The sequence below is a fragment of the Gardnerella rara genome (assembly GCF_055452355.1).
In genome coordinates this window covers 258,693-279,260 of sequence record NZ_JBVBJP010000001.1, presented here as the reverse complement: position 1 = coordinate 279,260, position 20,568 = coordinate 258,693, and the positions used below count along the sequence as shown (strand labels likewise).

General features: G+C 40.6%; 16 protein-coding genes and 2 tRNA genes. 14 read left to right on the top strand and 4 right to left on the bottom strand.

The window, feature by feature from the left end:
* Positions 1-31: 31 nt before the first annotated feature.
* From ACZ0NX_RS01155 to purT, 3 genes are all read right to left on the bottom strand, one after another.
* Positions 32-3,805, bottom strand: coding sequence for a phosphoribosylformylglycinamidine synthase (locus tag ACZ0NX_RS01155; protein WP_464405033.1), 3,774 nt, complete (start codon positions 3,803-3,805; stop codon positions 32-34).
* A 120-nt stretch (positions 3,806-3,925) separates the two neighbouring features.
* Positions 3,926-4,708, bottom strand: a complete 783-nt coding sequence (gene purC, locus ACZ0NX_RS01150) for a phosphoribosylaminoimidazolesuccinocarboxamide synthase (protein ID WP_060786739.1) — start codon at positions 4,706-4,708, stop codon at positions 3,926-3,928.
* Positions 4,709-4,876: 168 nt separating this feature from the next.
* Positions 4,877-6,253 (bottom strand): formate-dependent phosphoribosylglycinamide formyltransferase, encoded by a 1,377-nt coding sequence (purT, locus tag ACZ0NX_RS01145; protein WP_464405031.1) that lies wholly within the window; start codon positions 6,251-6,253, stop codon positions 4,877-4,879.
* A 133-nt stretch (positions 6,254-6,386) separates the two neighbouring features.
* Between purT and ACZ0NX_RS01140 the strand changes: the two genes are divergently transcribed.
* The 7 genes from ACZ0NX_RS01140 (at position 6,387) to ACZ0NX_RS01110 (ending at position 13,288) form a co-directional block, all read left to right on the top strand.
* A tRNA-His gene (locus ACZ0NX_RS01140) sits at positions 6,387-6,462 on the top strand.
* A gap of 265 nt (positions 6,463-6,727) precedes the next feature.
* On the top strand, positions 6,728-9,451 hold the full coding sequence (locus ACZ0NX_RS01135) for an FtsK/SpoIIIE family DNA translocase (protein ID WP_464405029.1): 2,724 nt from the start codon (positions 6,728-6,730) through the stop codon (positions 9,449-9,451).
* A 96-nt stretch (positions 9,452-9,547) separates the two neighbouring features.
* Complete coding sequence (gene pgsA / locus ACZ0NX_RS01130; RefSeq protein ID WP_415688623.1) at positions 9,548-10,162, top strand: CDP-diacylglycerol--glycerol-3-phosphate 3-phosphatidyltransferase; 615 nt, start codon at positions 9,548-9,550, stop codon at positions 10,160-10,162.
* 5 nt (positions 10,163-10,167) lie between these two features.
* A complete protein-coding gene (locus ACZ0NX_RS01125; RefSeq protein ID WP_464405027.1) occupies positions 10,168-10,920 on the top strand; it encodes a CinA family protein in 753 nt (250 codons plus the stop codon).
* Positions 10,907-11,140: a DUF3046 domain-containing protein gene (locus ACZ0NX_RS01120; RefSeq protein ID WP_020973608.1), complete on the top strand. Its 234-nt coding sequence runs from the start codon at positions 10,907-10,909 to the stop codon at positions 11,138-11,140. Before ACZ0NX_RS01125 ends, ACZ0NX_RS01120 begins: the two co-directional genes overlap by 14 nt.
* A 255-nt stretch (positions 11,141-11,395) precedes the next feature.
* On the top strand, positions 11,396-12,556 hold the full coding sequence (gene recA / locus ACZ0NX_RS01115) for a recombinase RecA (protein ID WP_060786735.1): 1,161 nt from the start codon (positions 11,396-11,398) through the stop codon (positions 12,554-12,556).
* Positions 12,557-12,574: 18 nt separating this feature from the next.
* On the top strand, positions 12,575-13,288 hold the full coding sequence (locus ACZ0NX_RS01110; protein ID WP_415695900.1) for a regulatory protein RecX: 714 nt from the start codon (positions 12,575-12,577) through the stop codon (positions 13,286-13,288).
* Positions 13,289-13,299: 11 nt separating this feature from the next.
* On the opposite strand, the gene thrC is transcribed toward ACZ0NX_RS01110, so the two are convergent.
* Positions 13,300-14,817 carry a threonine synthase gene (gene thrC, locus ACZ0NX_RS01105; RefSeq protein WP_060786733.1) on the bottom strand — a complete coding sequence of 506 codons (1,518 nt, stop codon included), beginning with the start codon at positions 14,815-14,817 and terminating at the stop codon, positions 13,300-13,302.
* Between the two features lie 72 nt (positions 14,818-14,889).
* On the opposite strand from thrC, the gene ACZ0NX_RS01100 reads away from it, so the two are divergent.
* From ACZ0NX_RS01100 to ACZ0NX_RS01070, 7 genes are all read left to right on the top strand, one after another.
* Positions 14,890-16,260 carry a glutamate-5-semialdehyde dehydrogenase gene (locus tag ACZ0NX_RS01100; RefSeq protein WP_464405025.1) on the top strand — a complete coding sequence of 457 codons (1,371 nt, stop codon included), beginning with the start codon at positions 14,890-14,892 and terminating at the stop codon, positions 16,258-16,260.
* Between the two features lie 16 nt (positions 16,261-16,276).
* Complete coding sequence (locus ACZ0NX_RS01095; protein ID WP_415695903.1) at positions 16,277-16,852, top strand: phosphoribosylglycinamide synthetase; 576 nt, start codon at positions 16,277-16,279, stop codon at positions 16,850-16,852.
* Entirely contained in the window at positions 16,845-17,627 is a 783-nt protein-coding gene (gene nadD, locus ACZ0NX_RS01090) for a nicotinate-nucleotide adenylyltransferase (protein ID WP_060786730.1), read from the top strand. Before ACZ0NX_RS01095 ends, nadD begins: the two co-directional genes overlap by 8 nt.
* Positions 17,628-17,773: 146 nt before the next feature.
* A complete protein-coding gene (locus ACZ0NX_RS01085) occupies positions 17,774-18,796 on the top strand; it encodes a ribose-phosphate diphosphokinase (RefSeq protein ID WP_060786729.1) in 1,023 nt (340 codons plus the stop codon).
* 75 nt (positions 18,797-18,871) lie between these two features.
* Positions 18,872-18,942 (top strand) — tRNA-Gln (locus tag ACZ0NX_RS01080).
* Between the two features lie 134 nt (positions 18,943-19,076).
* A complete protein-coding gene (locus ACZ0NX_RS01075) occupies positions 19,077-19,727 on the top strand; it encodes a CDP-alcohol phosphatidyltransferase family protein (RefSeq protein WP_464405023.1) in 651 nt (216 codons plus the stop codon).
* A 76-nt stretch (positions 19,728-19,803) separates the two neighbouring features.
* Complete coding sequence (locus ACZ0NX_RS01070; protein ID WP_060786727.1) at positions 19,804-20,562, top strand: YebC/PmpR family DNA-binding transcriptional regulator; 759 nt, start codon at positions 19,804-19,806, stop codon at positions 20,560-20,562.
* The last annotated feature ends 6 nt before the right edge of the window (positions 20,563-20,568 follow it).

The window sequence follows — 20,568 nt, the reverse complement described above, 5'->3', positions numbered from 1 at the left end:
TGATTAGAATATTTAAACACAAAATCCCCAATCACGACGTAAAGTATTCAACGCCAGCGCTAAAAATGTTTTGCTCTTTAAAGTCTGGAATATTTACGTACAAGCCGCTTCCAGTGCGCTCGCAATGACCCATTTTTCCAAACACTCTTCCATCTGGGCTTGTGATTCCTTCTACAGCCATAAGTGACCCGTTTGGATTTACCTTAAGATTCATGCTTGGAACGCCATTGCTGTCAACGTATTGTGTGGCAACCTGACCGTTTTGTATAAGCGCATCCATAACTTCTGGCAACGCTACAAATCGACCCTCGCCATGAGATATTGCAACATTATGAATATCTCCAACTTTGCAATTTGAAAGCCAAGGAGAAAGATTAGAAGCAACGCGAGTTCGAACAATCTTGCTTTGATGCCTTCCAATAGTGTTAAACGTTAAAGTTGGGCATTCTGCATCCATTGGAACAATATCTCCAAATGGAACAAGACCAAGCTTAATAAGTGCTTGGAAGCCGTTGCAAATTCCAAGCATTAAGCCGTCTCGATTGTTTAGCAAATCGCGAACAGAGTCGCTAACAGCAGGATTTCTAAAGAATGCCGCTATAAACTTTGCAGAACCGTCTGGCTCATCTCCTCCAGAAAAACCGCCTGGAATCATAACAATCTGGCTTTTATTAATCTCTTTAACAAGCTCTTGTGCAGACTCTACAACATCATTAGCGCTTAAATTGTTGATTATAAGCGTTTTGCATTCTGCTCCAGCCTTTTCAAACGCTGCTTGAGTGTCGTATTCGCAATTATTGCCAGGGAAGACTGGAATAATAACGCGCGGCTTGCTTAACGGCGTTCTTCTGTGAGATTTCATATGATTTCGAATAGGCTTGCGATTAGTGGAATTTATTGCGCGAACCGCATTGCCCTTAGCTCTGTAAGGGAAGATGCCCTCTAGAGGACTTTCCCAATCTTCTTGCAAATCGTCTAAACTAATAGCTTCATTGCAAGCATAAAACTTAAACTCACTGCAAGTTTGGCCAATAAATTCAACATTTACAAGATCTTTGCTAAATTCGCTCGCAAAATCGTTAACGTTAAAATCTTCGTTTACTTCTACAAAGAAAGTTCCGTAGCTAGGCTTAAATAAGTCGTCGGTTTTAACAGACTCATTAAGCTTTAAGCCAATATGATTACCTAAAGTCATCTTAAACAAGCTTTCCGCACTAGCTCCAAAACCTGGAGTACTAACTGCGAGCGCATGCTTATTTGAAGTAAGATTTTCCACAATCCTAATCGCCTCTAAGAAGCTTTGAGCGTTAGGAGTAAGGCCGTCTTGCTTGTAGATTGGCGAAATCTTAAGGATTTTGCTATTTGTTTTCTTAAACTCTGGAGATACTGCCAAGCGAGCGTCTCCTGTAGAAACAGCAAAAGATATAAGGGTTGGTGGAACATCAAGATTTTCAAAGCTTCCGCTCATAGAGTCTTTACCGCCAATCGCAGCAACTCCAAAATCAATTTGAGCGCATAAAGCACCAAGAACGGCTGCAGTAGGTTTGCCCCAACGTTCTGGAACGTTTTGCGGCTTGCCAAAATATTCCTGAAGACTTAAATAAGCGTTTTCGATTGTAAAACCGCTTGCTACAAGCTTTGCCAAAGATTCTACAACAGCTAAGTAAGCGCCCGTAAATTGATTCTTTTCCATAATGTACGGGTTAAAGCCCCAAGCCATTGCAGAAGCGGTGTTTGTTTCGCCGAATACTGGGAATTTTGCGCTCATTGCTTGTGCTGGAGTGAGTTGTCGGCGGCCTCCAAATGGCATAAGAACCGTTGCGGCTCCAATAGTGGAGTCAAACATTTCACTAAGACCTTTATTTGAGCAAACATTAATATTTGAAACAAGATCTTTTATGCGCTCGCTAAAAGTCTTATTAGCATATTCGTCACTTGCGTCTTGCCACTTTGTAGTGTAGTTTTTGCCGCCTTCAACGTGAATATCTTGAGTTTTAGAAGCGCCATTAGAAGCTAAGAATTCTCGGCTTAAATCAACAATTGTTTTCCCTCGCCAAGTCATCTTCATTCGAGCTTCTTTTGTAACTGTTGCAACAACTTGCGCTTCCAGATTCTCTTGACGAGCGTAGCTCAAAAATTCGTCTACGTCGCTTGCGGCAACATCAACAGCCATGCGCTCTTGAGACTCGGAAATAGCAAGTTCGGTGCCATCAAGCCCTTCGTATTTTTTAGAGACTTTGTCTAAGTCAATAATCAATCCATCTGCGATTTCGCCCGTGGCAACACTAACTCCGCCCGCGCCAAAATCGTTGCAACGCTTAATAAGACGGCATGCATCTTTTCGTCTAAAAAGTCGTTGTAGTTTACGCTCAATAGGTGCGTTTCCTTTTTGTACTTCTGCTCCGCATTCTTCAATGCTTTCAGTATCTTGAGCTTTAGAAGCACCAGTTGCACCGCCTATTCCGTCTCTTCCAGTTCTGCCACCAAGAAGAATAATCACATCTCCTGCCTCAGGCGTTTCCCTGCGAACATGGTCTGCTGGTGTAGCAGCTACAACAGCTCCAACTTCCATGCGCTTTGCAACATATCCTGGATGGTAAAGCTCGTGAACTTCGCCTGTTGCAAGTCCAATCTGATTTCCGTAAGACGAATATCCTGCAGCTGCCGAAGTTACGATTTTTCTTTGAGATAGTTTTCCTTCTAAAGTTTCGCTAATAGGCGTTCTAGGGTCGGCTGCTCCTGTTACTCGCATTGCCTGATACACATAGGATCTGCCAGAAAGTGGGTCACGAATGCAACCGCCAATGCATGTTGCGGCTCCACCAAAAGGTTCTATTTCTGTAGGATGATTATGCGTTTCGTTTTTAAACAAAAACAGCCAGTCTTCATCGTGTCCGTTAACGTCAACCTTTACTTTTACTGTGCACGCGTTGATTTCTTCGGATTCGTCTAAGTTTTTAAGCTTTCCTGTATGCTTTAAATATTTTGCGCCAATAGTTGCCATGTCCATAAGACAAATCGGCTTATTTGTACGCTTAAGCTCTTCTCGTAATTTAAGATAGCGATTAAAAGCATCTTTTACTTGCTCATCATCTATTTGTACGTCTTTAAAATGTGTTCCAAACGTAGTGTGACGGCAATGATCAGACCAGTACGTGTCTATTACTTTTATTTCGGTAATAGTTGGATTACGATTTTCGTTTTTAAAATAATCCTGGCAGAATTTGGCATCAGCTAAGTCCATTGCAAGCGCGCGGTCTTCTATGAATTTTTGTAATCCAATGGAATCTAAGTCGTTAAATCCGTCTAATACTTCTACATTTGCTGGAACAATCGCTTCGGTTGCAAGCGTGCTAACTTCATCTAGAGATGCCTCGCGAGCTTCTACTGGATTAATAACGTAGTGTTTTATTGCATCAAGGTCTTCTTTAGTTAAATCGCCTTTAAATGCAAGAATTTGAGCTGTTTTAACCTTAGGGCATTCTCCCTGACTAATCATTTGTATGCATTCGCTTGCCGATTGTGCACGTTGGTCAAATTGCCCTGGAAGGAACTCTATAGCAAAAACGTGTTCATTTGTGCTAATAGGCAAGTAGTCGTATGTATTATCTACTGGCGGTTCGCTAAGAACAGTTTTAATTGCAGTATTAAAAAGTTCTTTAGATATTCCCTCTACGTCGTACCTGTTGATTATGCGCGTGGATCTTAGGGAATTAATACCAAGAATCTCTTTAAGCTCGTGATTAAGATGTTGGGCTTTTATATCGAAACCAGATCGTTTTTCAACATAAACGCGAAATACCACGGTGAACCTGCCTTGCAATTGTAGTTTTTGCTATTTTGTAGTTTGGCTATTTTTGTTTTTGTTTTATTCGTTTAAGAACGCGCGTGGCTCGCACCTTAAAAGATGCGAGCCACATTAAAATCATTGTTCAGTGCAATCGTTTGGATTGACTTCGTCGAAGTTCACTCCTTCGCTTTGCGCAAGAGATTTAAGCCTTGAGAATATTTCTTCGTAGGCTGGAATTATGTCTCCTAAATCGCGTCTAAACAAGTCTTTGTCTAAGTGACTTACTTCGGATCCATTTGCATTCCGCTTGTCCCAAAGTCTGCACGTATCTGGTGTTATCTCGTCTGCAAGAAGAATGTTTCCTTGCGCGTCAACGCCTTCTTCAATCTTAAAATCAACGAGTTGAACGTCAATTTTGTTGAAGATGTCTAAAAGTGCATTATTTACAGCGTGAGCCTGCTTTGTAATTTCTGCCATTTCGCTTTCGCTAGCAAGACCAAGAGCCACAACGCCATCTGGGTTAATAAACGGATCGCCAAGATCGTCTGACTTTACGCAAAATTCCAAAAGAGGCTTTTTTAGGGCAGTTCCTTCTTTAACTGCATATCGTTTTGCAAAAGATCCCGCAGCTGTGTTTCTCATGATTATTTCTAGCGGAAACATCTTCATGCGTTTAACGAGCTGCTCGGTATTAGAGATTCTGCCAAGAAAATGGCTTTTTACACCGCGGGCGTTAAGAAGATTGAATATTAAAGAGGTGATTTGATTATTTAAGCTGCCTTTTCCAGCAATTTGAGCCTTTTTAAGACCATTGCCAGCTGTGGCTTGATTCATGTATTGAACCCACAATACGTTATCGTTATTGGTGGCATACAATTTCTTTGCTTTGCCTTCATACAACTTGTCAAGTTTTTCCATTGACGTGCCTCTCTGTTGCATTTATGCGGGCGGTGTAAATCATCATATTTGATGGTTTATTCAACCTGCCAGCACGTTTAGACTAACAATTGTTACCTACAATTTAGTTAGATTATTTTTTGATTTTTTACGTAAATATAATGGTAAAAACCTTGATTTTTCAACGGTTTATGCGGGAAGTTCAACTGTGTGCAGTTTATCTGCAATGCGTGTCGCAAAAGATTTTGCCTTCTGCTGGCTGCTTGACACTGTCAAAATAACACCCATCCTTCTTGAGCCGTGAACTTCTGGCTTTCCAAAAATTCGTATGCTGCTGCGTTGGCAATCTTCTTCATCCAATGCTTGCGCAAGATTTGTAAATCCTACGGCTCCGTTTCCTTGCACAACAAGAGCGTAGCTTAAAGCAACTTCGTTATCTTTTAGGCAAAGAGCTGTGTGTTTTTGCGTAATTGGAACGCCTAACACTGCTAAAACGTGTAGGGCAAACTCGCTGTAATATTGCGAAATCATTGTTACCATGCCAGTGTCGTGAGGTCTTGGAGATAATTCGTTAAAAAGTAAATCTCCATTTTTAAGAACAAAAAGTTCAACTCCGTAAACGCCCCAGCCAGTTTCGCCGTTATTCTTTGCAATTTTGCTTAAGCCCTCTACTGCTTGTTTAGCAATGTTTTGAGCATTAAGACGAACGCTTTCTGGTATGTTTGCTGGCTGCCACGATTGTCTATAATCGCCATTTTTTTGGCATTGAGCAATAGGTTCACATGTTGTTATTCCAGCGCTAGAGCATACAGTTAAAACCGTTAGCTCATAGTCTAAAGGTGCTAATGCTTCCACGATTACGCGAGATATATCGTTTTGTGCATCTGCACTTTTATGCTTAGATCTTCTTTCATTTTGAGCTTCGTACCAAGCTTCTTGAAGATTTTTAGAATCTTTTACAATAGATTGACCATGCCCAGAAGAACTCATTATTGGTTTTACAACACAAGGGTATCCCACCTGCTTGGCGCCTTCTTCTAATTCTTTGTAGCTAGAAGCAAAGCGATATGGTGTAGTAGGCAAGCCAATGTCTTCGTGTGCTATTTTTCGTAAAGCTTCGCGGTCCATTGCAATCGCAGTAATATCGGAGCTTGGAACAACTTGAATCTTTTTGTTTTTTACAACATTCTTTAATACTTCGGTTGATATTGCTTCAATTTCTGGAATTATTATGTTTGGATTTATATCATCTATTAAATCTTGCAGTTTTTTGGAATCGCTCATGTCTAAAACGCGATTTTCTTGCGCAACTTGCATTGCTGGAGCATTTGCATAACTGTCTGCAGCGCACACTTTAATGCCAAGTCTTATAAGTTCTATAGCAATTTCTTTTCCAAGTTCTCCAGAACCTAAAAGAAGGACTGTAGTTGTGTGTGTTTTTGAATTTAAAATGCCAAAAGTTCGATTGTTTGCAATGCTCTTGCTTAAATCGTTATTTGCATTTTTGTTATTGTTTGGCTCTTTATTAGACGCAATGCTTGCATCCGATTTTTGCAAAAAACTCATATTTATATTGTGTCATTAAGTAATGTCGTATTTTCTTGCGACGCGCCGAAAACGTGTGGGCTAGCGTAAATGAAAAAAATCGTGTATAGTATTCCTCTGTTGTGCGATTCCCGAAGGGTTTCGCGCCGTAATGGTGGCTATAGCTCAGTCGGTAGAGCATCTGATTGTGGTTCAGAAGGTCGCGCGTTCAAGCCGCGTTAGCCACCCCACTTATTCGGCTGGTTTCCAGCCGTTTTTTTTTATGACTTTTAGGCTATAGCCCAACCCCTATAACCCATAATCCGTCCTATTTATGCACGAGTTGTTTTATGCAATGGAGTAGAATAGTTAAGGCTAATGATTTGCTAATAGGTGATTGTATATTGTTTAAGTAATTCGGTTGGTGTGGTACTTAGTTAGCTAAAAGCTGGCGATTGTGTGCTGTAATTAGCGGTTAGTGGACTTAGACTTAGCGTTTTAAAAAGGAGTGGTTGTATGCCAGACAAGGGTGGTAAGCAGTCTAAAACATTGTCAAAAGTCTCTTCTGGTGAGCCATTTTGGGAGTCTGCTCTTCTTTTTGTACCGCGTGTTATTGGCAAAGCAGTTCGCTCACTTTTTGGAGTTGGGCAATATGATGAAGCCTATCGCAGGGACGGCTTGTGTTTTGTAATGCTTATTCTTGCTGTTCTTTTTTGTGCATCCGAATGGTTTAGAGTTAGCGGATTCTTAGGAATTGCCTTGCACTCATTGTCTTCTGCTGTTTTTGGAGTTATGAGTGTTGTTTTGCCAGTGTGGCTTAGTGCGGTTGCAATTAGACTTATGCGAAATAGTGGTGCTAAATCTGGTAATCCGCGCGTTATAGGCGGCTTTGTTCTTCTACTATGGTCTATTTGCTCCATTTTAGACATTTTGTTTGCAAGCAAAAATCAGGAATTTAATATAGATGATTTGCAAAAAGCTGGAGGATTATTAGGATTTTCCTTGGGTTCGCCATTAGCATGGGGGTTATCTAAAACTTTTGCGCTTGCAATCTTTGTTATTATTGCTATTTTTGCTCTTCTAATGATTCTTAAGCTGCATGTTACAGACATTACTCAATTTGTATCTTCTGTTATTTTTAAAAAGTCCAGAGACGTTAAAGATAATCCAGATGATGAATCTTATGATTCTAAAGATTTGAACTCTGCTAACGGTGAAAATCTTGAGTTTGCAGAAGGAGTTCCAACTCATGATGCTTCCGAAGGTGAAAAGTCGCGCAGAACTCTGCATAATTCAGTAATTTCAAAGATTTTCAACACTCTGTTTGGCTCTAAAAAGAAAGACAACAACAGCGAGCTTTTAGATGCGTATGCTGGTGACGACGCTTTTATTTCTGCTTCTTCTAAGACAAATCAAGAAGATGGCCCTGCTGGAGAATATGACTCTAAGATTGGCGAGCAAGAAGATGAGAATCGTAGCCAACATCCTCGTGTTATTGCCTCTAATGGTTCTTTGCAATCGTCTGGAAAAATGTATATTGATGAGTACCCAAAGGCGCCTATTAGTGGCAATTCGCAATATAGTGGAGCAGACCCTTGGAGTAAAATTCCTGCCGAGCAATTGGATCAATATAGGTTATCGCAAGAAAATGATGAAAATAGCGCTGATGTAAATAGTGTTAGTGCAAATAGCGCAAATAATGGTGATGAATCTTTAAGCGATGGTTCAAAAGACTACAAAGAAGAACCGTACAGATTGCCAGATTTAAACATGCTTGTTCATGGAAAGCCTCACGCAACTAGAACTCCTGCAAACGATCGAGTAATTCGTGCGCTAACTTCTACGTTTGAACAGTTTGAAGTAGATGCAAAGGTTATTGGCTTTTTGCGAGGCCCTTCCGTTACACAATACGAAGTTGAATTAGGCCCTGGAGTAAAAGTTGAGAAGGTTACAAATCTGCAGAAGAATATTGCATACGCTGTGGCAAGCACGGATGTGCGTATTTTGTCTCCAATTCCAGGAAAGTCTGCGATTGGTATTGAGATTCCAAACGTAGATCGAGAGATTGTAAACCTTGGAGATGTTTTAAGGTCGGATAAAGCTCGACAAGATTCAAATCCTATGCTCACTGGTGTTGGTAAAGATGTTGAGGGTCATTTTGTAACAGCAGCGCTCGATAAAATGCCGCATCTTCTTGTTGCGGGAGCTACTGGCTCTGGTAAGTCAAGCTTTATAAACTCTATGCTAACTTCGATTATTATGCGTGCAACTCCAGAGCAGGTTCGCATGATTTTGGTAGATCCAAAGCGAGTGGAGCTTTCTGCATATGCCGGAATTCCGCATTTGTTAACTCCGATTATTACAGATCCTAAAAAAGCAGCTCAGGCTCTTGAATGGGTTGTTAAAGAGATGGATGCGCGCTACGACGATTTGCAATTCTTTGGTTTCCGCCATGTTAAAGACTTCAACAAGGCTGTTCGAGAAGGTAAGGTTCATGCGCCTAAAGGCTCCGAGAGAAAAGTTGCGCCATACCCGTATTTGCTTGTTGTTGTAGACGAGATGGCTGATTTGATGATGGTTGCAAAAAATGACGTTGAAAGTTCTATTCAGCGAATAACTCAGCTTGCTCGTGCAGCTGGTGTGCATTTGGTGCTTGCAACTCAGCGCCCGTCCGTTGATGTTGTAACTGGCTTGATTAAGGCAAATATTCCGTCTCGATTAGCTTTTGCTACGTCTTCTGCTACAGATTCTCGTGTTATTTTAGACACTGTTGGTGCGGAAACTTTGATTGGTCAAGGAGATGCGCTGTTTCTTCCAATGGGTGCTGCTAAGCCGCAGCGAGTTCAAGGATCTTGGGTTAGTGAATCGGAGATTCGTAAAGCTGTGGAATACGTTAGAACTCAGCGAAAGCCTCGTTATAGGGAAGATATTGAGCAAATGGCTGCAAAGGCAGATGAACAGGCTCAGATTCAAGCTAAAACAACGGATATTGGTGACGATATGGACGAGCTTCTTCAAGCTGCTGAGCTTGTTGTTGGTGCGCAGTTTGGATCTACTTCTATGCTTCAGCGAAAGCTTCGTGTTGGATTCTCAAAGGCGGGCAGACTTATGGATTTGCTTGAGTCTAGAGGAGTTGTTGGCCCTTCCGAAGGGTCTAAAGCTCGTGAAGTTCTTGTTCAGCCGCAAGATTTACCTAAAGTTTTAGCTTTTATTAAAGGTGAGTCTGATTCTTTGAATTAAGGATTGTTTATAAATCGTTTATAAATTTTATAAATGTTTAATTAAGTTTTGCGTTTGCTATACCATGTTTGTGTAGCGGTTATGGAGGTATTAACAATGTTGCAAAAAGGTAAGTCTAAGTTGCTTGAAGGTTGGAATTGCGCTCCAAACATTGTGACTTATGTGCGAATAGCTCTTTCTGTTGTATTCATCGTTTTGTACCTTATTTCAGGTCCTTGGGGCTATGCGTCCACTTCGGTTCGATGGAGCGCATTTGTGCTGTTTATAGTCGCAGCTTCAACAGATAAGCTTGATGGGTGGATGGCTAGAAAATACAATCAAGTTACAGAACTTGGAAAGCTCTTGGACCCTATTGCCGATAAGCTTTTAATACTTTCCGCTCTTATTATTGCTTCTGCTTTTGGCGAACTTTATTGGTGGATTACTCTTTTGTTTGTTCTTAGAGAAATCGGCATTACTGTTTTGCGTTTTTATGTTATTGATAAAGGCGGAAAAGTTATTGCAGCATCTTGGGCAGGAAAATATAAGACGCTTTCTCAATCTGTTGGCATAGCAATGCTTCTTGCGCCTATTGTTCCAATATTCTGCGTTTATAACGTACCGATGTGGGTTGTGTGCTATTACGCTGTTTGCTACGGTTTTATTGGCATTGCTCTTGGTTTTGCACTTTATTCTGGATTCCTTTATGTTCGCGGTGCGTTTAAGCGTTGATAAAAATGTGTAACGACTTAGCAAGCGCTTTAGCAAACGATTTAGTGAATGATTCTACAGACGTTTTAGTAAGTAAGATTCTTGATTTTTGCGCAAACAAGTCTTTGCATATTTGTTGTGCAGAATCTTTAACTGGAGGTCTTCTTGCAGATTCGTTTGTAAAGATTCCTGGAGCTTCAAAGGTTTTTCTCGGTTCTGCTGTTACGTATGACATTCGCGAAAAATCTAAGATTCTTGGAGTGGACCCCGATTTGCTTAAAACTTTCGGTGCTGTAGAGCCTAGCGTTGCTAAACAAATGGCGTTCGGTTGTGCAAGATTATATAGCGGCTCCAAGTGGCAATACGAGTGTTTAGAGCCTAAAAAAGACGTTGATAATGCGGATTTTCCTGTTGTTGGATTTTCTACTACGGGAGTTGCAGGGCCTGGCTCAGATGGCACAAAGCCAGCTGGTTTAGCTTACGTTGGTATTTTTATTCCCAATTCTGCTTCAGATTGCTGTTCTTTGCTTGATTTTGATTCTGTTTCGTTAAAAATCAGCGAGATTAAAGACTATGTTTTTGATTGCGGATGCGGCAAAATAAGCAATATTTCTTTAAGCAAATGCAATATTGACTCGTTGGATTGCGGATTTACTATTTGTGCGCAGTTAAATATTGTTGGGCAGAGACAAGATGTTCGCGTTGGAGTTGTTGATGTGCTAATCAAGATTTTTTATGCGCTTATTTTTGAAGATTGGATTTTTTATGCGCGAACGTGAATTTTGGGAGCTTCTTGAAGAGGTTTTTGGCAGAGAATTCGGCAGGAGTATTGCTAAAGATCAGGAGCTGCAAAAACTTGATGGCATGAGCGCGCGCGAGGCGATTGATGCTGGCGTGGAGCCTAGGATTGTTTGGAATGTTTTATGCGATCACATGAATATTCCAGATAGCAAGCGTTGGGGTAAAGACCATAATGCTCCGCCACTTCCAGCAAAATAAATGATTATTTTATTTTGGATTTATTTTAGTTGATGGCTGGCTGCCTGTATTTTTGTTGAAATTTCAAGCCAACACGCTTATCGAACAAATGTTCGTTTATGGTGTATAATATTTAATTGTTGGGCTTCTTGCAGCGTGTAAGTGCCTATTGGTTAGTGGAAAAAAGCCTTTAACCACATTGCTCTAAAACGCTTGCACGGGCATCATGTATTGAGTATGGTCGTCAATACATCGGCATGCGAAAGGAGTAATAATATGGCACAACAAGCAAAAAAGGGTGCTGTGGATCGTCTTATTGATGCCGACAAGGCGGATCCTCGTAGAAAAGCAGCATTAGAGATGGCTCTTGCAAATGTTGAAAAGCAGTACGGCAAGGGTTCTGCAATGAGATTAGGAGATAGGCCACTACAAGATGTAGAGGTTATTCCTACTGGTTCTCTTGCTCTAGATATGGCTTTGGGAATTGGTGGTGTTCCTCGCGGGCGTATTGTAGAGGTTTATGGACCTGAATCTTCTGGTAAAACAACACTAGCTTTGCACATTGTTGCTAACGCTCAAAAGAATGGCGGAGTTGCAGCATTTATTGATGCAGAACATGCTTTAGATCCAGTTTATGCGCGTAAATTAGGTGTTGATACAGATTCTCTTATTGTTTCTCAGCCAGATAATGGTGAGCAAGCTTTAGAGATTGCAGATATGCTTATTCGTTCTGGCGCACTAGATGTTATAGTGGTTGATTCTGTTGCGGCTTTGGTTCCAAAGGCAGAAATTGACGGAGACATGGGAGATAGCCATGTTGGTTTGCAAGCGCGCTTAATGAGCCAGGCTTTAAGAAAGATGACTGGCGCTTTGTCTCAAGCTGGAACAACAGCAATCTTTATTAATCAGCTCCGAGAGAAAATCGGCGTATTCTTTGGTAGTCCAGAAACAACTACAGGCGGTAAAGCTCTTAAATTCTATTCGTCTGTTCGTATGGATATTAGGCGTGTTTCTACTATTAAAAACGGAGAAGAAGCCGTTGGTAACCGAACTAAAGTAAAGATTGTTAAGAACAAAATGGCTCCACCATTTAAAACCGCTGAATTTGACGTTCTTTACGGAGAAGGAATATCTACTGAAGGCTCTGTAATCGATATGGCTGTTCAGTGCGATGTTATTAAAAAGTCTGGTTCTTGGTTTACTTATGAGGGTGAACAGCTTGGTCAAGGTAGGGAAAACGTTCGTCAATTCCTTAAAGACAATCCAGCTATTACGGAAGAAATTAGCGATAAGGTAAAAGTTGCTTTTGGGCTAATGAAACCAGAAGATCAGTTTGTTGAAGTAGAAGACGAAGACGATAGTGCAAAAGCAAAGTCAGATTCTGTAGCAGAAGATAAGCTAAACGCTTCAACTAAGGATTCCAAGAACGAAGACTAATAGTAAGAAGACTAATAGATGATTAGTGTTGAGAGTTTTCTTCGCAATCATAAGCCAGCAGATGCTTCTGTTTTTAACAAAAATGATGTTAAAAACAAGAATGTGTGTGCAGAAGATGATTGTAGTTTAGAAGTTGTTAATTCGCATTATTTAGAGAATAGTGCTGAAATAGGTGATTGCGAAGAAGACTCATGCCATTCGTCTTATAGATTGCAAAAGTACAGTTCTTTTAACAATAATAAAGCTGTTAAAAAAGTTGATTCTAAAAAAGCATGTGATTTTGATAGCTGTAGAGAGTCTGCTTTAAGAATGTTGGATTATGCGCCAAGATCTTCAAATGATTTAAAAGATAGGCTTATAAATAAGGGATATAACGAGAACACTATTGATTCTGTAGTAAGCAGATTAGAAGATTTGCATCTAATTAACGATGAACAGTACGCTCAGTCTGTTATACGCTCATGTGCATCTAGAACATTAGGAGAACGTGCAACTCGCATGGAGCTGCAAAAAAAGGGAGTTCCATCTATAATAATAACCTCATCTTTGCAAGAGGCTAGAGAAAATGGTGTTTTTGAACAAGCTGCATGGGATTTAGGCAAAAAAACAGCAGAGCGAACAAAAAGTCTAGAATCAGACGTTAGAAGACGAAGATTCTTTTCTGCAGGAGCTAGAAAAGGTCATGATTTAAGCATGCTAAACGAAGTGTATTATGCTTTGTTTAAGTCTTAAATCATAAAGATTCAGCAAATCTGATTAGCACATTTAAGAACGTAATCTGGCATATCTTCAACATTAATAACGTCGTTGAATCTAGCTGTTTTATTCTTAAGATCGCTAAGCATTTTAGGAGCCTTAGTAGAAGTTGTATTCTCTAATAGTTCCATGCAATCAAAGTCATCTAAACCTTCAACATTTAAGCCCAATGCTTGGCAAACAACTCTAGGGAATTTATACGGGCTTGCAGTGCTTAAAAGAACACGAGGGACACTAGAATCGTGAGGAATATGGCTCATAACAAAGTAACCACAAGCAGTATGTGGATCAATAACATAATTGTGATTATTCCAGCATTCTTTTATGGAATCGCGAATCTGGTTCTCGTTTGCCCAGCCGCATCCAAAGAGTTCTCGAATTTTAGAAAGCACGTCTTCTGGTATTTCAAAAGCACCCCATTGTTGCAAATCATTCATAAGCATTTGCATAAGTCGTGTATCTTTATTGCACATGTAATAAAGCATGCGTTCCAAGTTGGAAGAAACAAGAATATCCATAGAAGGAGCAACAGTTTGATGGAACGGGCGAATTTTGTTGTAGGTTCCGCTAACCAAAAAGTCAAACAAAACATTGTTGCTGTTACTTGCCACAATCAGGTGCTTTACAGGAAGACCAAGCATTTTTGCGTAATATCCTGCAAGAATATTGCCAAAATTGCCAGTTGGAACGCAAAATTCTACTTCGCTGCCAAGTTCTATAGAGCCACGCTCAACAAGCTTTGAATAAGCGTAGAAGTAATAAACAACTTGCGGAATCAGCCTTCCAATATTGATTGAATTTGCAGAAGAAAGCAAAGCGTGATTATTGTTATTAATCGATTCATTAATCGAAGTGTTGGTAAAGATTTTTTTAACTCCGCTTTGCGCATCGTCAAAATTACCTCTAACTGCGCAAACTCTAACATTGTTTCCACTTTGAGTTGTCATTTGCAACTCTTGTACTTTACTAACCTTTCCTTCTGGGTAGAAAGTAACCATAGAAGTGCCTTCAACGTCTGCAAATCCCGATAAAGCAGCTTTACCAGTGTCTCCAGAAGTAGCAGTAAGAATCATAACGTTTTGATTAGAATCCGACGCATCTTTTGCATGACTAATAAATTGTGGCAAAATCTGCAAAGCAACATCTTTAAATGCGCAAGTAGGGCCGTGGAAAAGCTCTAGAACAAAATCGTTGTTAGTGCCGAGAGGCTTTAACGGAGTAATTTCGCAATCTTCCCACTGATTTCCATAAGCATTTTCAACGCATTCATTAAGCTCGCTAGATGTAAAATCTGGAAGGAGGATTTTAAGAACGTCTTTAGCAATCTGCTTATAAGTTTTTCCAGGAAGATTAGAAATATCGTAGCGCGCATCTGAAAGGCAATCGGTAACAAACAAGCCACCGTCTTCGGCTATGCCTCTACGAATAGCTTGCTTCGACGTATAGGTTTTAGAATTCGACCTAGTGCTATGAAACATAACTGCATTCGTAGTGTTTTCTGCCATAATTCCTCCATTTGTGCCAATTGTTATACATGTTACCCGAAGAGGTGGAGCCTAAGCACTGCTATTGCTAATATGTTCAATATGACTAATAGTGATATAAAGTTTGATAAAACGCGTGATAATGCACAAGGCAATGTGTCTAAAGAATGTGGGGCTTCTTTAGATTCTGCTGCCGATTCTATTGTTTTTTCTAGAGCAGATGATGCGCGAAACGCTCAGCGGGAATTTGCTAAAGCTAATGCGACTTTTAAGAATAATCTTTTAAACGCTATAGCAAATGCAATTGAAAGTAACGCTGAATTTATTGAAAAAGCAAATCTTAAAGATATAGAAAAAGCTAAAAGTAACGGCATGGATGCTGGGAAATTAGACAGACTTGTGTTTAATAAAGAAAGAATAATTCAGTCTGCTAAAAGTGTTAAAAAAATAGCGCAATTGCAAGATCCTGTGGGCCAAGTTGTTCGAGGATACACGCTGGAAAATGGTATTAGACTTTCGCAAGTTAGAGTTCCAATTGGCGTAATGGGAATGATTTATGAGGCCAGGCCAAATGTAACTGTGGATGTTGCGTCTTTATGCATAAAATCTTCAAATGCTGTAATTTTAAGAGGTGGAAGTGCGGCCGAGAATACAAATCGTGCAACAATTACAGTAATTAGGCAAGTCTTAAAAGATTCTGGCGTAAGCGAAAATCTTATAGAATCTGTGGACGATTTAGGCAGAAGCGGCGCAACGTCAATGATGCACGCACATGGTCATATTGATGTTTTGGTTCCTAGAGGCAGCGCAAATCTAATCGCAGCTGTTGTTAAAGAATCAACAGTTCCAGTTATTGAAACTGGCGCTGGAAATGTTCATATTTACGTAGATAAAACAGCAAACTTTGATGAAGCAATTCCGATTATTATAAACGCAAAAACGCAACGAGTTGGAGTTTGTAACGCTGCAGAAAAATTGCTTGTAGACAAAAGCATTGCTAAAGAATTTTTGCCAAAAGTTGCAAGTGAATTGGCGAAGCATAATGTTTTGATTCATGCAGATGAGATTTCCTACAACATTCTAAGCGATGCAAACATAAATGGCATTAAATTAGAGCAAGCAAATAATGAGGATTGGTCTACAGAATATCTATCTTTGCAAATCGGAGTAAAAGTTGTAAATGGTGTTAAAGATGCCGTTAATCATATTTCAAAATATTCAACGGGTCATACGGAAACGATTATTGCACAAGATTATTTAACGATTAATGAGTTTGTTTCGTCAATAGACAGTGCTGTTGTTATGGTAAACGCTTCAACAAGGTTTACGGACGGCGGCGAGTTTGGTTTTGGAGCCGAGCTTGGAATTTCCACTCAAAAGTTGCATGCAAGAGGACCAATGGGCTTAATAGAAATGACAACTACAAAGTGGATTGGCTATGGAGATGGACAAATAAGGGCTTAAGAGTAAGGTTAAGAATATGCCTGATACATCACAATTATCTAAAACACATAAAGAACGCGTAAATGGATTTGTAAGCATATCTAATTCTAATGTGCTTGATGCTTTAGATATTGCAGCTGAAAGATTGTCTATTGTTCGTTATGTGTTTTTGGTTCAAATAGAAGATGGAATTGCTTCTGCTAGCCAAAGGTCTTCTCTTGAATATGCTGATGCAGTTTTAATGGGTTGGCCAGATAGGGATAATCGAGATGTTATTACGCCAGGCAGCAATGAGGCCGTAGAATCGATTAATTGTAATCTACAAAAAATGGAAAGCAACATATTGGAGTTTAGTAAACTTGAGCGTGCTGGTCTTGTTGATAATATGAGCGAAGTTCTTGTTGAAATAACCGAGTGTGTTGCCAATATTAGGGGTGTTTTCCAGCCTGATTTTCCTCTTCCAACTTTTGAAGAAATTAAGCGAGTGGTTCAGGATGAGTGGAATGAAGAAATGGGCAATATTAACCCCGACAAGGCAAATGTTGCTTCTAGCGTGATTAGTGAAGCTAAAGCAGACGATGAGGAAGATGCGAAAGCTCAAGTAAATGAGTAGTAATAATTCTACAGAACGCAGGATGTCGGATTTATTCCAAGGATCTATTAATCAGAGTCAAACTAGTGCACCTGTTTCGGTAAATGCTTCTAAGCGCAAGCAGTCTGCAAGAGGTAATGTTCATCAGCGACCGCGCATAGGAATTATGGGTGGTACTTTTGATCCAATTCATAATGGACACTTGGTGGCAGCTTCCGAAGTTGCGTGGGTGTACGATTTGGATGAAGTTATATTCGTTCCAACTGGAAAGCCTATTTTTAAGCTAGATAAAAAAGTTACAAATGCGGAAGACCGATATTTAATGACCGTAATTGCAACGGCTTCGAACCCAAAATTTACTGTTTCTAGAGTAGATATTGATAGGCCAGGCGTTACCTACACCATTGATACGCTTAAAGATATACGTGCTCAGCATCCGCAAGCAGACCTGTTCTTTATTACTGGTGCAGACGCCATTGCGGAGATTATGCAATGGAAAGACGCTAAGGAATTGTGGAATTTAGCAAGATTTGTTGCAGTTACTAGGCCAGGGTATGCAAATCCTGAGAAGTTTGCTCAAATTGAGGCTCGTTCTGCATCTTACGATTCTTGCGACGATATGATTAATTGCCACAATCATCGTTTTCCAGTTGACATATTAGAGATTCCAGCATTGGCAATATCTTCAACAGATGTTCGCAAGCGTGCAGAACATGGTGAGCCAGTTTGGTACTTGGTTCCAGATGGCGTTGTGCAATATATTGTTAAGCACGGATTGTATATGCGCGATTTGTAATGATTTGTAATGTTTTTGTAACGATTTGCAATTCTTTGCAACGATTTGTTATGTACGAAACAGCTTGACACTTATAGTCTGCGCAAATAGATAGTATTAAAAACAGTCCGTTTTTGTGGGCGGTTAGCGAACTAGCGTTTGGAGATATGGTGAGCATCATCCTTGAAGGAAAGCCAGATAAAAACCTTGTTCTCGTAACTGGTCGCGCGCATCCTAAGCTTGCTAAAGATGTTGCGAATCAGCTTGGTATAGAAGTATTGGAAACAACGGCATACGATTTTGCTAACGGCGAAATGTATGTTCGATACACTCAGTCTGTGCGAGGAACAGACGTGTTTGTGCTTCAAAGTCACAGCGATCCAGTCAATAAGTCCATTATGGAACAGTTGATTATGATTGATGCTTTAAAGCGCGCATCTGCCCGTTCTATTACCGCTGTGTGCCCGTTGCTTGGATATTCAAGACAAGACAAAAAGCATCGCGGTCGTGAGCCTATCTCTTGCCGTTTGATGTTTGATTTGCTTAAGACCGCAGGCGCCGATCGTATTATGAGCGTTGACTTGCACGCGGCACAATCTCAAGGATTCTTTGATGGCCCAGTCGATCATTTGATTGCTATGCCAGTGCTAGTAGATTATGTGAGAGACCGCTTTAGCAAAGATTTAGGCAATGTAACAGTTGTTTCGCCAGACGCAGGTCGAATTCGTGTTGCAGAACAGTGGGCGCAGCGCTTAGGCGGAGGTCCTCTTGCATTTGTGCACAAAACCAGGGATATTACGCGTCCAAATCAAGCTGTAGCAAATCGTGTTGTTGGAGATGTTGCTGGTCGCGATTGCGTTATGGTTGACGATTTAATCGATACTGCTGGAACAATTGCTGGAGCTTGTAGCGTTCTTAAAGACGCTGGAGCCAAGTCTGTAACTGTTGTTGCAACGCACGGCGTTCTTTCGGGGCCTGCCGTTGAGCGCTTAAAGAATTGCGGCGCTCGCGAAGTGGTGTTAACAGATACTGTTCCTATTCCACAAGAAAAGCGTTGGGATGGCTTAACAGTTCTTTCTATTGCTCCGCTTTTGGCTAGTGCAATTAAGGCTGTGTTTGAAGATGGATCTGTTGCAAAGCTGTTTGACACCTATCCAGAGCATCATGGACAAGGGTTCTTATTTGCATAAATCCTATTTCGCCACGCCAAACTTGACGATGTCGATTGTTATGGCATAATAGTGACTTGGCGGTTTTTCCGCCGTTCCCTCATGGTGTAATGGCAGCACACGGGTCTTTGGAACCCTTTGTCTTGGTTCGAATCCAGGTGAGGGAGCTAGAATTAGCGCCGCTTAGTTTTAAGCGGCGTTTTTGTTAACATAGCTGTTGTAGCTTAAAACGGGTTTTAAAACGAGTTTGTAGTACTTGTTTTGTGCGTGTTTTGTGCTTGTTTTCAAAGAAAGGCTTAATATGTTGGAATCTTTAAGAAGCGGATTCAAACGTGTTATTTCGCCGGTTGCAAAGCTTCTTGTTAAATTTGGTTGTACTGCTAACGGTGTTACTGTTTTTGGCGCCTTGGCACTTGTTGCAACGGCTATTTTTGTTTCAATAACTGGCCAACTTTTGTTTGGTACGATTTTACTTACGATTTTTGTTCTTGCAGACGCTTTGGATGGTTCTGTTGCTGCTTTAACAAATAAGAATGGTGGAACTAAATTTGGTGCATTTTTAGATTCTACGCTCGATAGAATTGCGGATTGGTCGCTTTTTGCGTGTGTTTGCATTTGTTTATATCGCTCAAATAATCTAAGCATTTGTTTATATTTGCCATTTTTCGTAAATAATTTTTTGCGTTCTTGCGGATTAGTCTGCTCTTTAGTTGCTATGATGTTTGCTTTTGTAACGTCATATGCAAGAGCAAGAGGCGAGTCTGTTGGAGTGGATGCTAAAAAAGGCTTGATTACTCGCGCCGATAGAGTTGCCATAATTTTAGTTGCAATGGGATTAAGCGGATTAACTGGTTGGCTACTGTGGCTTTGCTTGGCAATGATTATTCTTTGCGTTGGTGGAGCCATAACCGTTGTTCAGCGTATTTTTGAAGTTAAAAATGCGCTTGACTAAATCAAATTTGGTGATTTGTCGCTAAAGCGCATTAAAATCATCACGTTTACGTAACCGTACACTTTTTAGGAGTATCATGTCAGGTCATTCCAAGTGGGCGACCACAAAGCACAAGAAGGCCGCTATCGACGCAAAGCGCGGCAAGCTTTTCGCCAAGCTTATTAAGAATATTGAAATTGCAGCTCGTCTTGGTGGTGGAGACCCAGATGGTAACCCAACTTTGTACGATGCAATTGTTAAAGCTAAGAAAGCTTCTATGCCAGCAGATAACATTAAGCGCGCTGTTAAGCGTGGTTCTGGCGAAGAAGCAGGCGGCGCAAACTACGAAGAGATTGTTTACGAAGGCTATGCTCCTGCAGGCGTTGGCTTGATTATTGAGTGCCTTACAGATAATCGTAATCGCGCTGCAGCAGATGTTCGCTCTACTCTTACAAAGGGCAATGGATCTTTGGCTACAAGCGGTTCTGTGAGCTTTAACTTTGAGCGCAAGGGCTTGATTGAAGTTCCTAGCGAAGGTGTTGACTACAGCAAGCTTTTTGATATTGCTGCAGAAGCAGGTGCAGAAGACGTTGCTGATGATGGAGATGTGTATTCTGTATACACGGATTCTAGCGATTTGGTAACGGTTCGTAAGGCTTTGCAAGAGGCTGGTTTTGACTACGATTCTGCTGAAATCGTTATGCATCCAAATAATGAGGTTGAGTTGAGCTTTGAAGATGCTCAAAAGGTGTCTCGCTTGATTGACAATCTCGATGATTTGGACGATGTTCAGAACATTTATAGCAACTGGACCGCTTCGGATGAAGTTATGGCTCAGCTTGAGGAAGCAGAATAGTTTCCA